The organism is Streptomyces sp. NBC_01244 (assembly GCF_035987325.1).
Taxonomy (GTDB): Bacteria; Actinomycetota; Actinomycetes; order Streptomycetales; family Streptomycetaceae; genus Streptomyces.
On record NZ_CP108488.1, the window covers coordinates 445,551 to 467,335 of the forward strand.

The window sequence follows — 21,785 nt, forward strand, 5'->3', positions numbered from 1 at the left end:
CCACCCGGACCCAGGCCTGAGCATCGGCGGCCCCGGTCGGGGCGGCGCGGATCTCCCTCCCGGCGCCGGTCAGCGGCGTCGCGAGGTCCCCCGTCGTGCGCGCCGGACGATCAGGGCGCCGGCCAGTACGCCGACGGCCGCAGTCAGCGCGGTACGGCTGCTCCGCACGGCGGCCGCGGCCTGAACCGCCTTGCCCCGCACGGAGTCGAGTCCGTTGTGCTTGCCCTTGCCCTTGCCGTTGCCCTGGTCCGCCGCGAGCCGCCCTACGTGCGCGGCCGCATCCCGCAGCCGAGCGGCGGCCTGCCCGACCTGACCCTTGACGCCGGCCATCCCGTCGTGGGCCCGCCCCGAGGCGTCCACCTTGGAGGACAGCGCTTCGACCGTCCGCCCGATCTCCTTCCGCGTGCGCGCGACCTGCCGCCGGACCTCCTGTGCGGTGGGGAGGGACGTGCTGCCGTGTGACCCGGTCTTCGTCATCGAGGTGCCCTTTCCTTCGAATCCTTCTCCGCTTGCCTGGGCTGTCTGCTGCGCGGATGCCCGGTAACGGGCCGATAACGCACAGGAGACCGGGTTCGCCCGGCGCGGCCGCGCCGGACCAAGGCAGTGGGCCCGGACTCGAGGAGTCCGGGCCCACTGCCTTGGTCTGATCAGGCCGGCGGGATGCCGAGGGGGCTGCCGGTGGTCGAATTGTAACTCCACACATGTTCAGTCACGCGAAAACAACTCCTCCGGTCATGGGAAAACGGCGGGCAATTCCCTGCCGTCCAGAAAGGGAAGAAGGGGAAGAAGGGGAATCATGATGATTGACCTCCGCCGGGCCGTCTGCCCCGTTCCCGCCCACTCACACAGGCGAATTCGTGAAGGCTCAGGTGGTGCGGGGCTGCCGCACGCGGGGCCGGCGGAGAGGGGCGCCCGCGTGGTGGAGGCTGGCGAGAGTCTGTCGGTAGGAGTTGATCAGGCTCGTCTCCAGGTAGCTCACTCCGAGCTCCTGGCAATGACCGCGGACGATGGCCTGGGCCCGGCGCAGGTGCGGGCTGGGCATGCTCGGGAAGAGGTGGTGCTCGATCTGGTAGTTCAGGCCGCCGAGCACGATGTCGGTCAACCGGCCGCCCCGCACATCGCGGGAGGTCAGCACCTGGCGGCGCAGGAAGTCCGGCCGGTCCGCGCCGCGCAGGGTCGGCATGCCCTTGTGGTTCGGGGCGAAGATGGATCCGAGGTAGATGCCGAAGAGGCACTGGTGGACCATCAGGAACGCGATCGCCTTGCCGGGCGGAAGCACCAGGAACAACGCACCGAGGTAGACCGCGATGTGCGTGAAGAGGAGGATGCCCTCCCACGCCCGGTTCTTCAGGGTGCCGTCGGCCAGGGACCGGATCCCGGACACGTGCAGGTTAAAGCCTTCCAGCGTGAGCAGTGGGAAGAACAAGAAGGCCTGGGAGCGCCCCAGGAACCGCGGTAGCCCCTTCGCGGTCCGGGCCTGGTCCTGTGTCCAGACGAGGATGTCCGGGTCGAGATCGGGGTCGAGGTCCTCGTGGTTCGGGTTGGCGTGGTGCCGGCTGTGCTTGTCCTGCCACCAGCCGTATCCCATCCCGATGCCGAGGTTCCCGGCGAGACGCCCGGACAGCTCGCTGGACCTGCGCAGGCGGAAGACCTGCCGGTGCGCGACGTCGTGCGCCAGCAGTGCCACCTGCCCGAAGACGGCGGCCAGGAATCCGGCGGCCAGCAGGGTCCACCAGCTGTTCCCGATCAGCACGAAGGCCGTGCACCCCAGGGCGTAGAGAGTCATCACGACGGTGATGCGCAGTGCGTAGTAGCCCGGGCGCCGACCCATCAGTCCGGCCGCCTGGATCTTCTTGGACAACCGGGCGAAGTCGCTCCCCGTTTCCGCCCCTGCGGGCGGGGGTCGCACCTTCTCCACAGAGTTCATGATCGGACGCCGCTCTCCACAGCCTTGGCGTGGCTCCCTTCCACGACCCCGGCCAGGCGAGGTCCTCCTCTGACGGAGGTGGGAGTCGCCGGGCGTCCGTGGCGCACCGGCTACCAATAGTGGCGCCGTCCGCCGACCGCGTGCCCGACCGAGCCCAGAATCCAGAATACCGCGCCCACCACGAGCAGAATGATCCCGATGGTCCACAGGATGGAGATTCCGGTCAGGAATCCGATGAGCAGGAGGATGAGTCCGGCGAAAATCATCATGGCCTCGTTCTCGTGTCGGGAATTCGACGGAACGGTTGATCCGCCGGGTGCTTCACATTGCGTGTACCCGATAATTTCGTCCTCAGCTGTCGATCGGCCCTGAACTTCCGCGGTGGAAATTCCCCCGCGAAACCGGTCGATGATCGCGCGTACGGGGGGCACGGAGGACACGGAGGGGACGTGTCACGTCGTGTCAAGTAACGAATAGCAGGGGCTACGGCCCCGTCACCGGCCGGGGCACGGTGGAAATCCACCGTCCTGCACCAGAGCAGGACGAGCCGCCACCCGGATCGGAGACCCCGATGTCCCGTCGCGCAGGTGTCTTCGTGACCCGCCGTCCCGGACTCGTCCTCTTCGCCGCCCTCGTGTTCCTCGCGCTGTCCGTCGTGTTCGGTGCGGGGGCCACCGGCCGGCTGAAGACGCAGGGGTACGACGATCCCCGGTCCCAGTCCAGCCGCGCCGCCCGCGTGGCCGCCGAGCGCCTGGGGGCCTCCCCCAACCTGGTCGTCGTCGCAGAGGCCCGCGACGGTTCCGTCGACGGCCCGGCGGCCCGGAGCGCGGGCGAGGACCTGACCCGCCGGCTCGCCGCCCAGCCGCACGTGAGCGCCGTGACCTCGTACTGGACCGGCGGTGCGGCGGAGCTGCGCAGCCGGACCGGCGACGCGGCCATGGTGGTCGCGCACGTGGACGGGGACGGCGAACAGCTCGGTGCGCGGGTCGAGCGGCTGAGCGAGGAGCTGACCGCCCCCGGCGCTCCCGGTGCCCCCGGCGCTCCCGACGCGGCCCTGACCGTGCACGTGGGCGGGTCGGCGCTCACCGACGCCGAGCTCCAGGACATCGCGGAGTCCGACCTGAAGCGGGCCGAGGCCGTCGTGCTGCCGGGCACCCTGATCCTGCTGGTCCTGGCGTTCGGCAGCGTCGTGGCGGCCGCGCTGCCGCTGCTGATCGGAGTCCTCGCCATCGCCGGGACCCTGCTGGTCCTGAGCGTCCTCGGCTCCGTCACCGACGTGTCCGTGTTCGCACTGAACCTCACCACGGCGCTCGGCCTGGGGCTGGGCATCGATTACGGGCTGCTGATCGTCTCGCGGTTCCGCGAGGAGCTCGCCGCCGGGTACCTGCCGCGGACGGCCGCCATCCGGACCGTGCGCACCGCCGGCCACACGATCGCCTTCAGCGCCGCGACGGTCTCCGCCGCGCTCGCGACGCTGCTGGTGTTCCCGCCGTACTTCCTGCGCTCCTTCGCCTACGCGGGCATCGCCGTGGTGGCCATCGCCGCCGTGAGCGCCGTGACCGTCCTGCCCGCTCTGCTCACGCTGCTCGGCAAGCGGGTGAACGCCTGGCCCGTGCCGTGGCGCCGCCGGGCCCGTACGGGTTCCGGATCGCGCTTCTGGGAGGGGCTGGCGCGGTTCGTCGTACGCCGCCCGCTGCTCGCGGCGCTGCCGGTGATCGGCCTGCTGCTGGTCCTCGCCGCGCCGTTCGCGCACGCCGGTTTCGCCACCCCCGACGACCGGGCGCTGCCGACGAGCGCGGCCAGCCGGCAGACCGGTGACCTGGTGCGCGACGCGTTCGACATGAAGGGCGCCGACGCGCTCACCGTCTCCGTGACGGGCACGGCGCCCCGGTCGGCGAAGGAGGACTACGTCCGCAGGCTGTCCGCGCTCCCCCATGTCGCCCAGGTTTCCCCGGTCGCCGGATCCGAGGGCGACGGTCCGGCCCAGCTCTCCGTGGTGCCGCGGGTCGACCCCCGCTCGCGGGCGGCCCAGCAGCTCGTGCACGACGTCCGCGAGACCCCCGCCCCGGCAGGCACCGAGGTCCTGGTCGGCGGACCGAGCGCGGTACTGGTCGACGCCAAGGACACGGTGGGGGGCCGGATTCCGCTGGCGCTCGGCCTGATCACCGCCACCACGTTCGTGCTGCTCTTCGGCTTCACGCGCAGCCTGCTCCTGCCTCTGAAGGCCATCGCGCTGAACGCCCTGAGCCTGACGGCCGTCCTGGGAGCGATGGTGTGGATCTTCCAGACGGGCCATCTGAGCGGCCTGCTCGGCTTCACGCCCGGACCGCTCAGCACGACCATGCCGGTGCTGCTGTTCTGCATCCTCTTCGGACTCTCGGTGGACTACGAGGTGTTCGTCCTGGCCCGGATCAAGGAGGCGCGCGACGCCGGAGAAGGCAACACCGACTCGATCGTCACGGGCATCGCCCGGACGGGAGGCATCGTCACCACAGCCGGAGCCCTGCTCGCGTTCACCCTCTTGAGCTTCGGTACCTCCCAGGTCTCCCTCCTGCAGTTCTTCGGCATCGGCGCGGGTCTGGGCGTCCTCCTCGACGCCACGCTCGTGCGGGGCGTCCTCGTACCGGCGCTCATGCGCCTGGCGGGCGGCCTGAACTGGTGGGCACCGAAGGCGCTGAGGCCCAAGGTGCCGGAGCCGCCGCCCCGGCGGCCACCGGCCACCGCGAGGCGGTGCGCCCCGGGCCGCTGCTCTCCGAGCCGCACCGTCGTCCGTACCCACGCCCACGCGCGCCGCTGACCACCAGGCGCTCACCCTCCCCCATCCGGTCCTGCCCCCGCTTCATCCCGCCCCTCCAGCTCCGCCCAGCCCCGGCCACCGTCCAGGGCGCTACGACAAGGAAGACCCATGACTGACATCGCCATCGTCGGACTCGGCTGCCGCTTTCCGGGCGCCCCCGACATCCGCACCTACTGGAAGCTCCTGATGAGCGCGGAGCGTCAGTTCTCCGCCGTCCCGGGGGAACGCTGGAACCACGGGACCTTCCACGAGCCGGGCAACCGGTCGGCCCCCAACGCCTCGTACACCGACCAGGTCGCCTTCCTGGAGGACCTGGACCGCTTCGACGCCGCGCACTACGGCGTACCGCCCGCTCGCGCCCGGGCCATGGACCCGCAGCACCGGCTGATGCTCGACGTCACACGCGAGGCGCTCGCCGACGCGGGGATGGGCCGCGGCGACTTCGACCGCGAGAACACCGGGGTGTTCTTCGGAATATCGGTGTCCGACTACAAGGACCTCATGACGGCCCCCCTCCGGGCCATCACCCTGGCCGAGGACGCGCACGCGGCGGACGACGGGGCCGAGGCCGCAGGCGCCGCCGACGCCGCCAAGGAGCGGGCGCGGCAGCTCGGCACCATCGACGCCTTCACTCTGCCGGGGAGCCTCCTCAACATGGCGGCCGGGACCGTCAGCCGCCACTTCGACCTCGGCGGTCCCAGCTTCGCCGTCGACGCAGCATGCTCCGGTTCGCTGGTCGCCCTCGACCAGGCGATCGCCCAGGTGCGATCCGGCAGCTGCCGGATCGCCCTCGTGGGCGGCGTGTACCTCAACCTCACCCCCGACAGCCTGGTCGGCTTCTCCCGGCTGCGCGCCCTGTCCGCCGCCGGGGTGTGCCGCCCCTTCGACGCGGAGGCCGACGGCTTCGTCCTCGGCGAAGGCGCCGGTGTCGTCGTCATACGGCCGCTGGCCGACGCGCTGGCCGAAGGCGACCGCGTCTACGCGGTGATCAAGGGCATCGGCTCGGCCAACGACGGCGCCTCCCCCGGACCGCTGGTCCCCACCGCCGAAGGCCAGCTGCGCGCCATGCGCCGGGCCTACGAGGACGCGGGCGTCGCGCCCTCCTCCGTGGGCTTCCTGGAGGCCCACGGCACCGGCACCGCGGCCGGGGACCGGGCCGAGTCCGAGGCCCTGCGCCGACTGCGCACCGAGTACCCGGACGACGACCCCGCCCTGTGCTACCTCGGCGCGGGCAAGGCCCTGATCGGGCACTCCCTGGCCGCGGCGGGCATCGCGGGCCTGATCAAGACGGCCCTGGTCGTCCACCACCGCACGATCGTGCCGCAGCCGACCACCACCCTCCACCCCGACCTGGGCATCTCCGCGGCCGGCCTGCGCTTCGCCGCCTCCGCGCTGCCCTTCCCGGAGACCGGCGCCGGCACCCCGCGCCGGGCCGCCGTCAGCTCGTTCGGCTTCGGCGGCACGAACGTCCACGTGGTGCTGGAGGAGCGTCAGCCCGACACCGCCCCCGGTCGCCTCCCGGACCGCACCGAAGACGCCGGGGGAACCGGAAGCACCGGAAACACCGAAGACGCCGGACCCCACCTCGTCCTCCTCTCGGCCGGCAACGCCGAACTCCTGGACCGGCACATCGGCGACGTGCTCGACGCGCTCGACACCGCGGACCGCGGACCGCTGGCCGCCGTGGCCCACACCCTCGGCTCCCGGGAACCGCTGACGGCCCGGCTCGCGATCGTCGCCGCCGGCACGGACGCGTTCGTCGAGCGGCTGCGCCACGCCCGTGAGCAGCTCCTGGCAGGCGCCCGCGGCGACCTCGGCGAGGGCGCCTTCGCCGCCGACGCCCCCCTGCCGGCCGCGCAGCGCCGCGTGGCCTTCCTCTTCCCCGGTCAGGGCAGCCAGCGGCCGGGCATGATGCGGGACCTCCACCAGCGGTTCCCCGCCTTCCGGTCGGCCGTCGCCGTCCTCGACGCCGTGGCCCGCGGGGACGTCGGCTTCGACCTCTCCGACCTGCTGTACGGCGATGAGGCCCGGTCCCACGGCGACACCGAGGAGCTCAGGAAGCGGCTCGCCGCCACCGATGTGTGCCAGCCCCTGCTCGGTACCGTCCAGATCGCCACCACCCGCGTCCTCGCGGACTGCGGCATCCGTCCCGACCTCGCTCTCGGCCACAGCGCCGGGGAGTTCGCCGCGGCCGCGGCCGCGGGAGCACTCACCAGCGTGGACACGGTCCGGCTGCTGGTCCACCGGGGTGCGACGCTCCGGCAGGCCGAGTCCCGCTTCCCGGGCGGGATGCTCGCCGTGCAGACCGACGAGGAGACCTGCCGCCGGCTCACGAACGGGATCGACGGAGTCTGGCTCGCCTGCTTCAACCAGCCGCGACAGATCGTGGTCAGCGGCACGCCGGAGGGTCTCGCCGCCCTGTGCGAGGCCTGCGCGGAAGCCGGGATCGTCACGGCGGCGCTCGACGTGTCCCGTGCCTTCCACTCACCGCACCTGGCCGCCGTCGAGGACACCATCCGCTCGGGCCTCACCGCCCGCCCGATCGCCTGCCCCGTCGTGCCGTTCGTCTCGTCCGTGAACGGGGAGGTCTGCAGCGACCCCGGCCGGCTGCGCGAGCTGTGGACCCGGCACGCGTCCGCGCCGGTCCTCTTCGGGGATGCCGTCCGCACCGCCTACGACCAGGGCGCCCGCGTCTTCCTCCAGGTGACGGGCGGCAACTCGCTCCTCACCTCGGTCCGCCGCAACCTCACCGGCCACGGCGACGTCCACGTCGTCCCCGTCGAGGGGACGGCCGACGGCGGGCGCACCTTCGTCCTGGCCCTCGCCCGGCTCGCGGTCCTGGGCGTCCCGGTCGACCCGCGCGCCCTGATCGCCGAGGAGGACCGCCGGCTGCTGGACCTGCCGGTGGCCGGGCTCGCCACCCAGTCCTACTGGGTGCCTGCCAGGCGCACCGCGAAGCAGGCTCCCGCCGCCGCCTCCCTCCCGGCGCAGCCCGTACAGCCCGTACAGCCCGTAGAGCCGGCACAGCCCGAGGAGACCTCGATGAACGCCCCGACGTACGACCCGGCGAACCCCCCGATGGACGAACTGCTCCAGCTGGTCCGGCAGCAGGCGGAGCTGCTCGCCCGCATCACGGCGACGCTCCCCGCCCCGATGGCCACCGGCGCGGCCGTACCCGCTGCCGCAGTCCCCGAGGAGTCCGAGGTGCCCGCCGCCGCCCCTGCCGACCTGCCCGCCCCGCACGCGGCGGCCGACGAGGTCACCAGTGAGGTCACCGGGGCCGTGCTCGCGCAGGTGGCCCGGATCAGCGCCTTCCCGGTGGAGCAGCTGAGCAACGACCAGCTGCTGATCGACGACCTCGGATTCGACTCGCTGATGCTGACCGACCTGTTCGCCTCCCTCAACCGGCAGTGGCCGCAGTGGGCCTTCGACGAGCGGGCCGCGGACCGGCCGACCGTCGCCCGGCTCGCCGCGTCGATCACGGGCGCCTGCCCGGACGCCACGGCGGCGGCGGCCGTCCCCGGACCGCGCGCCGGACACGGTGACGGGACCCCGTCGGCGGCTGTCGCCGACCTGCCGCAGGTCGCGATGGCGCCCGCCCCGCCCGCGGCAGCGGACTCCCCCCGCCTGCGCGTGGTCCCGACGCCCGCGGGCCGGCCGACGGACGACCCGGCCGCGCCGGAGGAGCACACGCGGATCGACCGCTTCCCGGAGGTCGCCGCCCACGGTGAGCGGATCGGCACGCTCGCCGGGCTGGGACTCGCCAATCCGTACTTCCTCGTCCACGAGGCCGGTATGACGGACACGACGGTCATCGACGGCCGGGAACTCGTCTCCTTCTCCAGCTACAACTACCTGGGCATGGCGACCGACCCGAAGGTGAAGACGGCCGCCCAGGACGCGGTCGAGCGCTACGGCACCTCGGTGTCGGCCAGCCGGCTGCTCTCCGGCAGCCGACCGCTCCACCTCGAACTCGAAACGGAACTCGCCGGCCTGCTGGGATGCGAATCCGCACTCACCCTCGCCAATGGACACGCCACCAACGTCACCGTGATCGGGCACCTCATCGGGCCCGGGGACCTCGTCCTCCACGACTCCCTCGCCCACGACAGCATCCTGCAGGGCTGCAAGCTCTCCGGCGCCACACGACGCCCGTTCCCCCACAACGACGCGGCCGCACTCGACGCCCTCCTCGCACAGGTCCGCCACCAATATCGGAGGGTGCTCATCGTCATCGAGGGCGTCTACAGCATGGACGGCGACATCGCCGACCTGCCCGCCCTCCTCGAGGTCAAACACCGCCACGGCGCGCTGCTGATGATCGACGAGGCCCACAGCATCGGCACGATCGGCGCGACCGGGCGCGGCATCGGCGAGTACCACGGCACCGACCGCTCGGCCGTCGATCTGTGGTCGGGCACGCTGTCCAAGGCCCTGGCCAGCTGCGGCGGCTACGTCGCCGGGAGCCGCACGGTCATCGAGTACCTGCGCTACACCGTGCCCGGATTCGTCTACAGCGCCGGCATGACCCCGGCCGACACCGCCGCCTCCTTGACGGCCCTGCGCCTGCTGCGTGCCGAGCCGGAGCGGGTGGCACGCCTTTCGCGGAACGCGGCCCTGTTCGTCCGCCTGGCGCGCGAGGCGGGGGTCGACGTCGGGGACAGCCACGACACGCCGGTCGTCCCCTGCATCGTCGGGGACTCGCTGAAGACCCTGAAGCTCGCAGAGGCCCTCTTCCGGCAGGGCATCAGCGTCAACCCCATCCTCTACCCGGCCGTACCGGAGGAAATGGCCCGGCTGCGCTTCTTCATCACCAGTGACCACACGCCCGGCCAGATCCGGCAGGCCGTGACCGCGCTGGAGCGCGAACTGCGGCAGCTGGACGCGGACACGGCCACCGCCGCGTCCCCCGCCGCGTGACCCCCGGCACCGTGCACACCGTCTTCGCGAAAAGTGCGGTACCGGCGTTTCAGCCGGTTTCCAAAGCCTTCTTGAGGTTGCGCAGGGTCGTGCCGATGTTCCTGCGCTGGAAATCGGCGAAGACGCTCCCGCCCGTCGCCACCCGGTCGAAGGTGTTCGCCACGAAGTCAGGCCACGACCGGCGGTCGTCGGTCCACGTCTCGGTCACCCGGGTCCCCTCGGGAACAGGCTCGAAGCGGTACTCCCACGTGGCGATGGGACCCTGCAGCCGCGGCCGCCTGACACCGATGGCATGCACCCGGAACCGGAACAACCTGTCCGGCTCGAGTGCCGTCACCGTGCACCGGGTGGTCCAGCGGAAGGCGCCCCGTTTGTTCCGCCCGTCGAAGACCATGCCGACGCTCGGTTCCCGGGCGCCCCCGTGCACGGTGGCACCGAGGTTCTCGGGGCTCCAGTCACCCATCCGTGCAGGATCGGATAGGTGCCGGTAGACCTCTGTGGGACGGACATTGACGACGATGCTGTCGGACACCGTCAGCGTACGGGGCATGGTTCTCCCTTCAAGAAGTCAGACGCTACCGCCCTGACTCACCCCATGACTACCCCCCAGTAACTTCACGGCGGGGCGGCGTCGCGCGAACCGAGCGCCGCGGCGGAGCCGATGCGGACCTTCCCGCACCAGATCACCTCTACAGATGTAGAGTGCAGCCCCACAAGGCCCTCTACATGTGTAGAGGATGATCTGCCCCGTCCTCAAGGAGTCCCGATGAGCGCGACCACCCCTTCAGTCCTCGGGCAAAAGCCCGAGCCGCTGCGACCCTTCAAGGTCGGGGTCGGGGGCTTCTTGCTCCTGGGTACGGGACACCTCGCCCTTGCCGCCGCAGCGGCCTGGGCCGATCCGACCCCGCAGCAAGAAGCCTCGTCGGCCGCCATGCGGGCCACGAGCATGACGCTGATGGGTCTGGAACGCACCACCCTCGAAGTCGTCCATGGCATGAGTTCCGCCATGGCCCTGTTCGTCATATCCTGCGCGCTCCTCGCCCTGTTCGCCGCCCGGCACTCCCCGGCCTTGATCGAACGCCGCACCGCCTTCGGGTGGACGCTCCTCGCCGCCTCACTCGTCGGCCTGGCGGTATCCGCCCTCTTCCTGCCCCCGCCACCGATCATCGTCCTCACCGTCACCAGCTGCGCCTTCGCCCTGTCCCTGCGCCGGGCGGCATCCTGAGGAACCGTCAGGCCCATGTCAGGCCCATGGAGGAGACTGCCGGGCGTCGGGTGCGATGTCGCCGTTCAGGTGGACTTGGCGGAGGTGGTCGGCGGCTTCGGAGCTGCGGGGGTTGTTCAGCCGGACGAGCGCCTCGTGAGCGGTGGTCAGAACCGTGTGGGCTTCGTGGTGCCGGTTGAGGTGGAGCAGGACGATGCCGAGGTCGAGGCGGGCAGGTTCGCTCCAGGCGGGCATCTGCGCCGCCTGGAAGTGGGTGAGGGCGTAGCGCAGGAGATGTTCTGCTTCGTTCCATCGGTTGAGGGCGGCGAGATCGTTGCCGATGTGCTGGCGGGTTACCGCGAGGTAGAGGCCGATCAGTTCCCGGGGCTTTCCCGGGACGCCGGTGTGGCAGATGGCTTCGCTGCGTCGGTGGATGGCCAGGGCCTCCTGGGCGCGGCCCGTCTGGCGCAGCTGCTGGCCAAGGGAGTTGAGGGCGGTGAGTTCGGCAAGGCGGCTCTCCGCGCCGGTCTGCTGGCCGAGGTGGTCGGCGGCTTCTCGGAGCCAGGCGATGGACTCGTCGGTTCGCCCGAGCCGGTGGAGGGCGCCGGCGGCGTAGCCCAGGGCCCATCCGATCTGGAGCTGGTCGGCGCTTTCGCACGCTGCGACCAGGGCGGCCTGTGCGCAGGTCAGGGCGGCGGTGTGGTCGTAGAGACACATGTTGTAGGCCCAGGCCAGGTAGTTGAGGTGGACGGCCTCGTCGCGTCTGCTGCCCAGGGCGCGGGCGGAGTCGACGGCCCACTGGAAGACCTGTGCCCATGCTTCCCAGTGCGAGGTGCGGTCGGAGAACCAGTGCATCGCCTCGGCGGTATCGATGACCTGTTGGTGCAGGCCCCTGGCCTGGGCGCGGCCCAGGGCGGCGAGCCACTGGGCCTTCTCGGCCTCCAGCCAGACCCGCGCCTGTTCGTGGTCGGCGGGCGCGGTGGCGGGATCCGGGTCGGGGGTGGGGCTGGTGTCGGGGTGGGGCGCGGTATCGAAGAGTTGGGCCGCGGCGGTCGCGCGGTGCAGTGTCCAGAGGTCGGCCCGGTTCTGGGCGCCGGCGGTGTGCTCGGGCCCGTCCTCTTCTGCGAGTTGTTCGGCGGCGAAGAGGCGCAGGAGGTCGTGGAAGCGGTAGCGGTCGGCGGTGGGGTGCGGCTGGAGCAGGCCTGCGTCGATGAGGTCCTGTGCACATGTGGCGGCTTGCCGTAAGGGCAGCCCTGCCAGCAGGGCTGCGCTCTGGGGGCTGAAGTCGGGGCCGGCGGCGAGCGCCGCGCGGCGGAAGACGGTGCGGGTGGGTGGGGGCAGTTGCCGGTAGGACAGGGCGAACGCGGCGCGGACCTGTAGCGACCCGGCTTGCAGGGTGTCCAGGCGGGTGGTGCTTTCGGCGAGCTGGGTGACGAGTTTGGCGAGGTGTTCGCCCGGCCGGGCGGCGAGACGCTGCGCGGCGATGCGGACCGCCAGCGGGAGGTTTCCGCACAGGTCGGCGAGGTCGCGGGCGGCCTGGCTCTCGCGGCTCACCCGTTCGGCTCCGATGACGCGGGTGAGGAGTTCGACGGCTTCCTCGCGGCGCAGCAGTGCGAGTTCGGGGCGGTGGACCGCTTCGAGGCCCGCCAGGGCGTTGCGGCTGGTGATGAGGGTGAGGGAGGGGCTGTGGCCGGACAACAGGGGGCGGACTTGGTTCTCGTCGGCGGCGTTGTCCAGGAGGAGGAGGATCCGGCGGTCGCGCAGCAAGGAGCGCAGGAGGCCGCTGCGGTCCTCGGTGGTGGTGGGGATGGCGTTGCCGGCGGCGCCGAGGGCGCGCAGGAGCCGGGCGAGCGCGTCGCGCGGCGGGGTGGGGCGGGGGTCCATGCCGCGCAGGTCGATGGCGTACTGGCCGTGCGGGAAGTGGGGGGTGAGGGCGTGGGCGGCGTGGACGGCGAATGCGGTCTTGCCGAGGCCGGGCTGTCCGCTGACCACTACAACGGGTGGGTGAGCGGGGTCGAGGTGTTCGGCCAAGGCACGGAGCCGGTTCAGGGCAAAGCCGCGGGCAGTGAAGTCACCTAGATCGCGTGGCAGTTGGAGGGGGTGGTGCGGGACCGGCGGTGCCTCCGGCCGGGCGGCGGGCCCGGCTTCCGAGCAAGGGCGGGTTCGGGGTCGGGGTCGGGGTCGGCCGAGGCTGGCGGTGTGTTCCAGTTCGGCGGCGGCCGGACCGTCCAGGCCCAGGGCGGTGGCGAGGGCCTGTACGGTGCGGCGCTGCGGCCCCCGGGAGCGTCCGCGCTCCAGGTCCGAAAGGGCCCGCACGCTCATCCCCGCGGCCTGCGCCAGTTCCTCCTGACTCAGCCCCGCACCCGTTCGCAGGGCATGCAGGCGCGCGGCGAACCCCCCGTTGCTCATGCATCGAATCCCCTGATCGGCGCGGTCCCCCCGAGTCGGTGGGCCCTACCGGCAGAAGTATGCCAAGACGGCATGTCTACTTATGGTGGCGCGAGTTCGTGGTCCGTATGCCCGCCTCCGGGCGCTGTCAGTGCCGCGGCCCGGGCGTGCCCGGCCGATTGCCCGGCCGGGCCGCTTCGGGCGCTGGTTTGACGGACGTGACAGGTGCCCGGCCGGATCAGGCCCGGGGGCTCATCCGCGGGTCGGGCAGACGTCCTGCGTGACCTTGCCGGCCTTGCCGCCGGTCGTCGCCGGGTCCAGGGTCAGGCACTTGCCGGTCCACTGGTTGATGAAGTAGAAGGCGCGCCTGCCGCCGTACTGCTCTGCCGGCATGACCTCCCACAGCTGGTTGGACGAGGCCCACCGGCTCTCGCACGGCCACCAGAACAGCTGCATGCCGTTGCCGGGCGGCACTCCCAGGTTCCACGGGATGGTGAGGCAGTTGCCGTTGCCCGCCTTGATCCAGTAGTAGTTCTTGCTGTCGTAGGGCGGCAGGGGCACCGTCCACTGCTGGCTGCTGGGCGCCGGGCTGGCGCAGGCCCGCTGCGTCATCACGCCGCCCGTGCCGTCGGGGAAGTTCTCGCCGCGCACCATGCAGCGGTTCGGGGCGGTGGTCTCGTAGGTCTGGCCGATGAACTGCCTGTTCGAGGTGACGGTCCACAGGGCCGGGTGCGGCGGGAAGATGTGGGCGTTGCGGTTGAGTTCGTTGACCACGGACATCGGGGTGACGCCGCCGGTGTCGCTGTGCTCGTAGAAGTTGACCGCGACGTAGTTGGGGTTGCGGCCCGCGGCGGGACGGCACTCCTTGTCGATGCGGTTCTTCAGGGCCGAGCCGTTGTCGCCCGGCGCCTTGGCCTCGGGGTTCAGCACGCTCGAGTCGAACTGGTTCATGGTGAACAGCGGTGTCAGGGCCGTGCCCGGCATGGGGTTCTGCCCCACCGGGTTGCCGTTGCGCGACGCGCAGCCGCTGGGCCGGCCGTCGTAGTCGTAGAGGGTCTCCACCGTACGGTTCCACGTGTACATGAGGCGCCCGTATTCCTTGGTCCCGTCACTGGACTTGACCGGAACGTCCTCTCCCCACCGGTCCTGGAACACCACCAGGCGGCGGTTGTCGGAGACCATGTCGCGCAGCCGCGGCCAGTTCCGCTTGTCGATGTCGTACTGGCTGGGCGAGAACAGCAGGTTCTTGGCGTTCTCGGCCTCCAGCACGTCGGTGACCGCCTGGGTGAGGGACGCGCGGCTGGCGTAGTTCTCCAGGAAGACCGTGACCACTTCGTCCGGGTGGGCCTTGAGGAAGTCCACCACCCTGCCGAGCCCGCTGCGAAAGGTCTCGTGGCAGGAGAACGTGGAGTGGCACAGCATCAGATCGACGTTGCCCTCCTGGTCGTAGGCAATGTCGTAGGTGTCGAGCATCAGCCCGCGCACGCCGTCGTCCAGCTGCCGGGAAATGTTGCGCGACTGGTTCCTCGGCGGCGCGATCCCCGAGTCCGCGTAGGAGTTGTGGGTGGTCAGCGACGACCACTGGTCGAGGCGGGCGTCTCCGTACTTGCTCCCGGACGCCGCCACGGCGGCCGTGGGAGTGGGCAGCGTCGCGGCCAGGAAGAGCAGCGGCAGGACGGGTAGGGCCAGCCTTCGCAGTACGCGGAAGCCTCTTTCAAGCATGTCGTTCCCCAGGGGTCAAAACGGTCGTCGGAACCGGAGCGGGCGTGCGGTACCGGTTGCCGGACGGCGGTGTGGGCGGCCCCGGGCATCGTGACGCCCGGCGGCCCGGCCCCGCCGCCCGTTCCACGCCGAGCCAACACGGTGGGCGCGGGCTGGACCATGCGGTTCCACCGGCAGAAGTAGGGCCCTTCCTACTTCTGCCGGGCGATCCGCCGCGAAGGTCGGCGGCCGGCAGCGACTGTCGGCGGCCAAAGGGAGTGCCCACGACGAGGTCGGAGAACCCGTCGCCGTCAAGGTCCGCGGCAGAGCTCGATGTGCGGGCCGCTAGAGTGTTCGAGCTCATGACGGTGCGCGCGTGCCCCACGGAGCTTACGTAGCAGACGCGTTACCCGGAGGCATCGAGTGAGTGGGACCAGGGCGGTATACGGGAACCGGTCGGGGCGCGGCGGCGCACTGGGGGCGTTCTTCCGCGCCTGGGTGGCCGATGTCGACAACACCCCCATCGCCGGGCGCGTGCAGGACAAAGTGATCGGCGGAATGCAGGTCGCACGCGCTGTGGTCGGCCTGGTCGCCGCCGTCTGGCTGGTCGTGGCCTACCCGCTGAGCAGCGGCGGGCAGGAGTTCGTCCTCGGCAAGCTCGTCGAACTGGGCTTCTCCTGCGGCATCCTGGCGGTCGGCTGCGTCATCGGCATCACGGCGTTCCTCGTCGCGAGCACCCCCGACAGGCGCCGTGACTTTGCCGAGCGTCTGCGCGGGCCGATCATGGCCGTCGTCATGCTCCTCAGTGGCCCCTTCTGCATATGGCTGTCCCTCAAAACCCTCCAGGGCGAACTGATCACCGCGCAGGACATGGGGGCCTTCTTCGACGCGACCATCGGCCGCGGGGTCATCGCCGGCGTGCTGGGCTTTCTGATCCTTGTCATCGGCTGGCTCGCGGCCATCGCCCTACTGATCTGCTCGATCCCCTTCACGCTCCTCGCCGCCTACGCCTGTGTCTTCACGTGCCTGCGAGCCTCGGACGTGCACCAGCTCCTTCCGGCGCTGCTCTCACCCCTGCTGGTCTGGTCGCTCTTCGCCTTCCAGCTCTTCAGCGGTCCCGACGTCGCGGCACCTGCGGAGGTGCTCTACACGTTCATGCTCGGCGGCCCGCTGTCGGTGACCGCGCTCTCGGTGTGGGAAGTACGGCGCCTGCGCAGCCACCACGGGATCACCCTGCGTGGCGCACTGGGCCGCTGAACGGCGGGGGGACCGAATCCGGACCATCCGGCGTACCGCAGGCGGCCGGTTGAGCCGCCTGCGGTACGCCGTACGCCGGTGCGGAGGTCAGGCGTCGGTGACCGGGGTGCTGCCCAGCCTGATGTTGTCCACGGCCCAGAACCAGTTGTTGCCCGCGTGGTGGATCCGGAAGTTGACCTTCACCGATTTCGCGTCGGACGGGACCGGGAAGGAACAGGTCACCAGGCGGTTCTGCTGATCGCGGCCGGCGTTGGTGTTCCCCGATGCCGCGCCGGAGTAGTGCAGGACGCGCGAGGTGACGCCGGTGTCGAACTCGACGGTCACCTCGGCCTCCTGCGGGCTCTCCTGGCGGTAGTGGGAGTCGAAGCCCAGGTGCAGGGTTCCGGTTCCCGCCGGGATCGCCACCGCGGGCGTGGTCAGCGTCGAGTCGAACGTGCCGCGGCCGGAGGGGCTGCCGGTGTCGTCCCAGTCGTCGGGGTCGGCTACGGCGACGATGCCGAGGGCACGGTCGAAGGCGGGCCGTTCCTGGCCCGCCGGGAACCAGAACTGCCGGGAGAGGAACGACCAGCCGGTCAGCTCCTCCGTTCCCTGCGGCATGTCCGGGGCGTTGGTGACGGTCCACCCCTCGGGCGCGGTCCGCGTCCACCCCCGCAGGCCGGGCCGGCTCAGGTCGGCGGCCGGTGCCAGGTGCTCGGAGAGGGACTCGAAGTCCTCGGCGAGCAGGTAGCCGGTCATGACCGGTCCGACCCGGGTGGCCAGTGTCTCCGTCCGCTCCACCGCGCCGCCGCCCGAGCGGGCGCCGACGGTGGCCTTCAGCGTCGCGGATGTCCGGGCCGCCGCGGCCGGAGCCGTGACGTCCCACACGACTTTCGCCGACGTACGGGCCGGTACGGAGGTGGGGGAACCGGGGACCGGGGCGGCGCGCCAGCCGTCCGGTACGACGAGGGAAGCCGACAGTCCGGTGAGCGGGGTGCTGCCGGCATTGGTGACGGTCGCCGTCACGGAGAGGGGCTTGTCCGGGGAGAGTACGCGGCCGTCCGTGCCCGGCGAGCTCGCCGGGGCGCTCAGCGTCATGCTCACCGCGGGGGCGACCTCCGCCCGTACCCGGGCGTCCGCGATCCGCAGCAGGCCCGCGCTCTCGGCGCGCGCGGTGACGAGCAGGGTCGTGGCGGTGGCGTCGGCAGCGGGGGTGACGGTGAAGCGGAGGTCGGCGGAACCGCCCTCGGGCAGGCTCCGCGGGACGGCACCCGAGGGTGTCACCGTCCAGCCGGCGGGGGCCAGGAGGGACACCGCGAGGTCGCGCAGTCTGCCCGCGTCCTGGTTCCGTACGTTCACCACGACCTCGGCCGGACTGCCCTGCACCAGCGGGGCGTCCAGGGGAGGCAGCGGCTTCGGCAGGGTGATCGTCGCGGCCAGCGCCGGTGCGGTCCCGGTGGCCGGGTCGGTGGTGCCCGGCTGCCCGTCGGCCGGGCGCCCGGTCATCCGGCGCAGGAAGCGGGGGTCGTCCTCGTCGACCACCACGATGTCGTACCAGCCGTGCCGGGCGAGCGGCACGGACACGGTCCGCTTCCGGCCGGGCCCGAGCCTGACGGTCACGATGCCGTCCTCGCCCCGGCGCGGATGCGTCGCCTCACCCACCAGGAGCGTCCGGGTCCGCCCGGACGGATTGCCGCATTCGACCTGGACGCTCCGCGCGCGGGGTCGTTCCACCACGTACGCCTCGGCCCCCACGCCGAGACCGCGCAGCTCCCACAGCGACCAGCCCGGAGCCTGCACCTGGACGTCGTAGCCCCCGGGCCCGTGCGGGAACGTGCCGGTGGCGCTGTCGCCGCCGGCGACGGTCCAGGTCCGCGGAGCGGCCGCGTCACCCGGGTAGGCGGTGACCGCGGCTGCCCGTGGGCCGTCGTTGCCGAGGCGCAGGGCGAGCTGCCCGTCGGTGACGGTGGCGCGCAGCGAGAGGCGGTACGGCGAGGGCCGAGTGGGCCGGACGCCCGGCTCCTGAACGGGCCGCGCCTGCAGGGCCGGCGGCACCGGATTCCAGCGGCCGACCGGCGCCGGAATCGGGCCCGGTCGCACCACGTCGGGCTGCCGGTACGCCCGGTCGAAGTCGAACACGGAGGTCAGGTCGCCGAAGACGCTGCGGCGCCAGGCGCTGATGTTGGGCTCTTGGACTCCCGTCCACTTCTCCAGGAAGCGGATCACCGAGGTGTGGTCGAAGACCTCGGAGTTCACGAATCCACCGACCGTCCACGGCGAGACGACCGTCATCGGAACCCGCGGGCCGGGGCCCACGGGGCGCCCGCCGACCCAGTCGTCGCCGTCGCCGGTGTCCGGCCGGGGCGCGGTCGGGGAGGGCACGTGGTCGAAGTAGCCGTCGTTCTCGTCGAAGTTGATGAACACCGCCGTCTTCGACCAGGTCTTCGGGTCGCTCGCGATCGCGTCCAGGAGGTCGTAGACCAGGCCCGCGCTGCCGACCGGAGTGGACGAGCCGGGGTGCTCGGACAGGGCCGCTGTCGGCACCACCCAGCTCACCTTGGGGAGCGTCCCGCCCTTGATGTCGGCCTTGATGCGGGTGAGCAGGGTGCCCGGCTCGGAGCGGTGGGCGCCGCGCAGGAAGAGGCGGCGGTCGGCCTCGGGCAGGGAGTCCACAGCCGTGCGGAAGGTGGCCAGCGCGGCCTCCCGCTCCGTGGCGCTCTTCTCCCACAGCGCGTCGTAGAACTGCTCGGTGGTGGAGTAGGGGAACCCGGCGGCGGTCAGGATCTTGGCGCCGATCCGCTTCCAGGGTTTGAAGTACTCCACCGCGTTGTCGGTGAAGTTGTCCCACTCCTGGTAGATCTGCCACGACACCCCGGCGGCTTCCAGGCGCTCTGGATAGGTCGTCCAGTCGTAGCCGGCGTGGGTGTGGGAGTACGCGGCGTTCGTGACCGCACGGCTCCCGCCGTTCGGCTCGAACCCGGTGGTGCCGGTCCACAGGTAGTTGCGGTTGGGGTTCGTCGACCCGAAGACGGAACAGAAGTAGGCGTCGCAGATGGTGAATCGGTCGGCCAGCTCGTACTGGAGGGGGATGTCGCGCCGGTCGTAGAAGGCCATCGTGCTCTGTCCCTTGGCCGCGATCCAGTCGTTCCACCAGCCGTTCGCGCGGGCCTGAACGCCGTCGCCGAAGCCGTGCGGCAGCGAACCCAGGTACTGGATGTCGCTCTCGGGCCGCCCGGCGTCAACTGCCGCCTTCCGCGCGGAGAACGGCAGCACGGCCGGGCCTCCGGAGCGGGGCTGCTCGAAGACGCTCGCGCCTCCGGGCAGCCGTAGCGCCGTCCGGTCGCCGAAGCCTCGTACGCCCTTGAGAGAGCCGAAGTAGGTGTCAAAGGAACGATTCTCTTGCATCAGCACGATGACGTGCTCGATGCCCTGCAGACCCCCGCGCGGCATCGGCGCGGCCATGGCCTGGAGGAGGGAGGGAGGCAGGACGGAGAGCACGGAGCCACCGGCGAGCGTGCCGAGGGCTTTGCGACGTGAAATAGCGGGCATGCCGGGGAGGTTATGCGTGGAGTAGACCACGCGAAACCCGCGGAGGCAGGGATTTCCCCAGAGTTCATTCCCGAGCCGTATTTGATTTTCGCAGGTCAGAGGCTTGATCGCAGATTCGTGACGGCCGTGCGGCAACCTCCGGGTGGTCGTGGACCACCGGCCGCATTGCTTTCCGGGTCAGCCCCGCAGGGTGGCGATGGCCTTCTCGATACGCCGCTGGCGCGTCTCGGGCATCTTCGCGCTCTCGATGGCGCGCACGTGCTCGCGCTTGCGGCTGAGCGTGAGGTGGTCGTAGGCGGCGCGGGCGGCCGGTTCGTCGTCCAGAGCCCGGGCGAAGTCCTCGGGCTCGACGACGACGCGCGGCTCGGTGTCGAGCTCGACCTCGACCTCGATCTCCTCGCCGATCTCCACCTCCGCGGCCCGCCGGTTGGCATGGCTGAGGCCGATCAAGTGGCGGCCGCGCAGGTGGGCGAGCCGGCTCCGCCAGGAATGCCCGTTGATCGTGATCGTCACCGGCGGCCGCGTGCCCTCGCCGAGCGCTGTCACCACCTCGGACGGAACTTCCAGCCCCCGCATGGGCTCGGGCGGCTCGACGATGGACCGAAACTTCAAGACCTTCTCCTCTTCGTTCTGCCGTTCACCACGGACCCGCCCGCCCGGCTCCGATCGCCGCTCCCGCTCCCGCGCCCTCGCCCGCTCCCGCGCCCGTGTCACAGCCGTCCGGGACGGCAGCGGCACGCGCCCCGCCGTCCCGGACGGCTGTGAGACGAAGATCGCGGCTACTCCGCGTAGGGCTGGTCGGTTCCTTGGTCGCTGTAGCCGAGGCTCCAAATGTAGCCCTCCGGGTCGGCGAAGGTACCGCCGTACCCGCCCCACGGCAGCGCACCGGCGGGCTTGAGGACCTTGGCGCCGGCCTTCTGCGCCTCCGCCATGACCTCGTCGACCCGCGTCTCGCTGCGGACGACGTAGGTCAGCACCAGTCCGCTGAAGCCACTGCCTTCCTGGTCCGTGCCCACCTGGCCGGCCAGGCCTTCACGGCTGTAGAAGCCGACGGGAGAGGCGCCGTCCGATTCGAAGAACACCGAGATCCCGTAGTCGTTCTGGATCTTCCAGCCGAGCCCCTCGGTGTAGAACTTCTTCGTCCGGTCCATGTCCCGGACACCAAGAAGGATCGAGCTGACGTGCGCTTTCATGTCTTACTCCTTGCACTGTGGATGTATACGTGCCGGACGTCCGGGCCAGGGGCCGGACGTCACATCGGCGCGTGAGCGCCGGTCAATCGGTAGGAAAAGGCCGGGAGTCAGGACGGCTCGGGGCCGAGCGACGCCTCCGGGTCACCATCCGGAGGAAAAACCGTGTGACCGGTGATGTCCATGGTGAGTAGCCTAGAGCGGCTCCGTGAACCGCGCTTCTTGATTCCTGATCGATCCGGCTACACCCCGGACGTTCACGAGTGGGCGCTACCGACCTCGATGCGGTTCTCGTCGAGGCCGTTGAGGATGCTCAGGCGGCCGCCGGCGAAGACGAACTCCACGGCCACGGTTCCTGCCGCCAGGTCACGGCCTGCCGGCCGCCACTCGACAAGGGTGACCTCGCGCAATTCCCGGCCGACGAACGGTTCGATCTGTTCGTCGCTGTGCGACCACTGGGGCGTAAGCTCGAACCACTCCCACCCGGTGATGGTCGCCGCGGTGTCGATCGTGTCCCAGCCGATCGAGAGTTCGTCCAACTTCCAGTGGCAGACCTCCACCTGGACTCCTTCGAAGTCCAGCACCACCGGGCAGTCGGCGAACCAGTCCCCGTCCTCGGCGAACCGCACCAGTGCGAACCCCGTCAGCCGCCTGCCGGCGAGCGTCGCCAGTCTCGCTCCGTGCGCCTGCCGAATCGCGTCGACACCGATAAGGAAGGACGGCTCGAAACCAGAGATCCCCATGTTCACAGCATCCGATTCTCTCGGCCCTGGACCCAGCCGGCCACCACACATCGACCCCGGCGTGTTCCGGCCCGCGAGCTGCCGCACCGGGCCGCCGGGCGGGGTGCCGGATCAGGCCATGGTTGCGTCACCC

The 21,785-nt window shown here is 71.3% G+C and carries 15 protein-coding genes; 4 read left to right on the top strand and 11 right to left on the bottom strand.

Annotated features, from left to right (window positions below):
- Positions 1-69: 69 nt before the first annotated feature.
- The 3 genes from OG247_RS01840 to OG247_RS01850 form a co-directional block, all read right to left on the bottom strand.
- The gene (locus tag OG247_RS01840; protein ID WP_327250491.1) at positions 70-477 is read right to left on the bottom strand and encodes a DUF3618 domain-containing protein; all 408 of its coding nucleotides are present in this window, start codon (positions 475-477) and stop codon (positions 70-72) included.
- 388 nt (positions 478-865) lie between these two features.
- Positions 866-1,927, bottom strand: a complete 1,062-nt coding sequence (locus OG247_RS01845) for a fatty acid desaturase family protein (protein WP_327250492.1) — start codon at positions 1,925-1,927, stop codon at positions 866-868.
- 110 nt (positions 1,928-2,037) lie between these two features.
- Entirely contained in the window at positions 2,038-2,193 is a 156-nt protein-coding gene (locus OG247_RS01850; RefSeq protein ID WP_327257307.1) for a DUF6131 family protein, read from the bottom strand.
- A gap of 305 nt (positions 2,194-2,498) precedes the next feature.
- On the opposite strand from OG247_RS01850, the gene OG247_RS01855 reads away from it, so the two are divergent.
- Both OG247_RS01855 and OG247_RS01860 read left to right on the top strand, forming a co-directional pair.
- Positions 2,499-4,724: an MMPL family transporter gene (locus OG247_RS01855; RefSeq protein WP_327250493.1), complete on the top strand. Its 2,226-nt coding sequence runs from the start codon at positions 2,499-2,501 to the stop codon at positions 4,722-4,724.
- A gap of 108 nt (positions 4,725-4,832) precedes the next feature.
- The gene (locus tag OG247_RS01860; protein WP_327250494.1) at positions 4,833-9,644 is read left to right on the top strand and encodes an aminotransferase class I/II-fold pyridoxal phosphate-dependent enzyme; all 4,812 of its coding nucleotides are present in this window, start codon (positions 4,833-4,835) and stop codon (positions 9,642-9,644) included.
- 49 nt (positions 9,645-9,693) lie between these two features.
- On the opposite strand, the gene OG247_RS01865 is transcribed toward OG247_RS01860, so the two are convergent.
- A complete protein-coding gene (locus OG247_RS01865) occupies positions 9,694-10,194 on the bottom strand; it encodes an SRPBCC family protein (protein WP_327250495.1) in 501 nt (166 codons plus the stop codon).
- Positions 10,195-10,410: 216 nt separating this feature from the next.
- Here OG247_RS01865 and OG247_RS01870 point away from each other — a divergent pair, with 216 nt between their 5' ends.
- Complete coding sequence (locus tag OG247_RS01870) at positions 10,411-10,869, top strand: LIC_13387 family protein (protein WP_327250496.1); 459 nt, start codon at positions 10,411-10,413, stop codon at positions 10,867-10,869.
- 18 nt (positions 10,870-10,887) lie between these two features.
- On the opposite strand, the gene OG247_RS01875 is transcribed toward OG247_RS01870, so the two are convergent.
- From OG247_RS01875 to OG247_RS44710, 3 genes are all read right to left on the bottom strand, one after another.
- Complete coding sequence (locus OG247_RS01875) at positions 10,888-13,257, bottom strand: helix-turn-helix domain-containing protein (protein WP_327250497.1); 2,370 nt, start codon at positions 13,255-13,257, stop codon at positions 10,888-10,890.
- 231 nt (positions 13,258-13,488) lie between these two features.
- A complete protein-coding gene (locus OG247_RS01880; protein WP_327250498.1) occupies positions 13,489-14,958 on the bottom strand; it encodes an RICIN domain-containing protein in 1,470 nt (489 codons plus the stop codon).
- Positions 14,951-15,301: an FG-GAP repeat protein gene (locus OG247_RS44710; protein WP_442813198.1), complete on the bottom strand. Its 351-nt coding sequence runs from the start codon at positions 15,299-15,301 to the stop codon at positions 14,951-14,953. Before OG247_RS44710 ends, OG247_RS01880 begins: the two co-directional genes overlap by 8 nt.
- Positions 15,302-15,360: 59 nt before the next feature.
- On the opposite strand from OG247_RS44710, the gene OG247_RS01885 reads away from it, so the two are divergent.
- Positions 15,361-16,194: a hypothetical protein gene (locus OG247_RS01885; protein WP_327250499.1), complete on the top strand. Its 834-nt coding sequence runs from the start codon at positions 15,361-15,363 to the stop codon at positions 16,192-16,194.
- Between the two features lie 87 nt (positions 16,195-16,281).
- Here the strand turns inward: OG247_RS01885 and OG247_RS01890 are convergent, their stop codons facing one another.
- The 4 genes from OG247_RS01890 to OG247_RS01905 form a co-directional block, all read right to left on the bottom strand.
- Entirely contained in the window at positions 16,282-19,719 is a 3,438-nt protein-coding gene (locus OG247_RS01890) for a phosphocholine-specific phospholipase C (protein ID WP_327250500.1), read from the bottom strand.
- Between the two features lie 177 nt (positions 19,720-19,896).
- Positions 19,897-20,331 (bottom strand): YdeI/OmpD-associated family protein, encoded by a 435-nt coding sequence (locus OG247_RS01895; RefSeq protein ID WP_327250501.1) that lies wholly within the window; start codon positions 20,329-20,331, stop codon positions 19,897-19,899.
- Positions 20,332-20,498: 167 nt separating this feature from the next.
- On the bottom strand, positions 20,499-20,912 hold the full coding sequence (locus OG247_RS01900; protein WP_327250502.1) for a VOC family protein: 414 nt from the start codon (positions 20,910-20,912) through the stop codon (positions 20,499-20,501).
- 254 nt (positions 20,913-21,166) lie between these two features.
- On the bottom strand, positions 21,167-21,652 hold the full coding sequence (locus tag OG247_RS01905; protein ID WP_327250503.1) for a hypothetical protein: 486 nt from the start codon (positions 21,650-21,652) through the stop codon (positions 21,167-21,169).
- Between the last annotated feature and the right edge of the window lie 133 nt (positions 21,653-21,785).

Coding starts and splice junctions, on each gene's coding strand:
- OG247_RS01840 (WP_327250491.1), bottom strand. CDS start 477: ATGACGAAGACCGGGTCACACGGCAGCACGTCCCTCCCCACCGCACAG.
- OG247_RS01845 (WP_327250492.1), bottom strand. CDS start 1,927: ATGAACTCTGTGGAGAAGGTGCGACCCCCGCCCGCAGGGGCGGAAACG.
- OG247_RS01850 (WP_327257307.1), bottom strand. CDS start 2,193: ATGATTTTCGCCGGACTCATCCTCCTGCTCATCGGATTCCTGACCGGA.
- OG247_RS01855 (WP_327250493.1), top strand. CDS start 2,499: ATGTCCCGTCGCGCAGGTGTCTTCGTGACCCGCCGTCCCGGACTCGTC.
- OG247_RS01860 (WP_327250494.1), top strand. CDS start 4,833: ATGACTGACATCGCCATCGTCGGACTCGGCTGCCGCTTTCCGGGCGCC.
- OG247_RS01865 (WP_327250495.1), bottom strand. CDS start 10,194: ATGCCCCGTACGCTGACGGTGTCCGACAGCATCGTCGTCAATGTCCGT.
- OG247_RS01870 (WP_327250496.1), top strand. CDS start 10,411: ATGAGCGCGACCACCCCTTCAGTCCTCGGGCAAAAGCCCGAGCCGCTG.
- OG247_RS01875 (WP_327250497.1), bottom strand. CDS start 13,257: ATGAGCAACGGGGGGTTCGCCGCGCGCCTGCATGCCCTGCGAACGGGT.
- OG247_RS01880 (WP_327250498.1), bottom strand. CDS start 14,958: ATGCTTGAAAGAGGCTTCCGCGTACTGCGAAGGCTGGCCCTACCCGTC.
- OG247_RS44710 (WP_442813198.1), bottom strand. CDS start 15,301: ATGAGCTCGAACACTCTAGCGGCCCGCACATCGAGCTCTGCCGCGGAC.
- OG247_RS01890 (WP_327250500.1), bottom strand. CDS start 19,719: ATGCCCGCTATTTCACGTCGCAAAGCCCTCGGCACGCTCGCCGGTGGC.
- OG247_RS01900 (WP_327250502.1), bottom strand. CDS start 20,912: ATGAAAGCGCACGTCAGCTCGATCCTTCTTGGTGTCCGGGACATGGAC.
- OG247_RS01905 (WP_327250503.1), bottom strand. CDS start 21,652: ATGGGGATCTCTGGTTTCGAGCCGTCCTTCCTTATCGGTGTCGACGCG.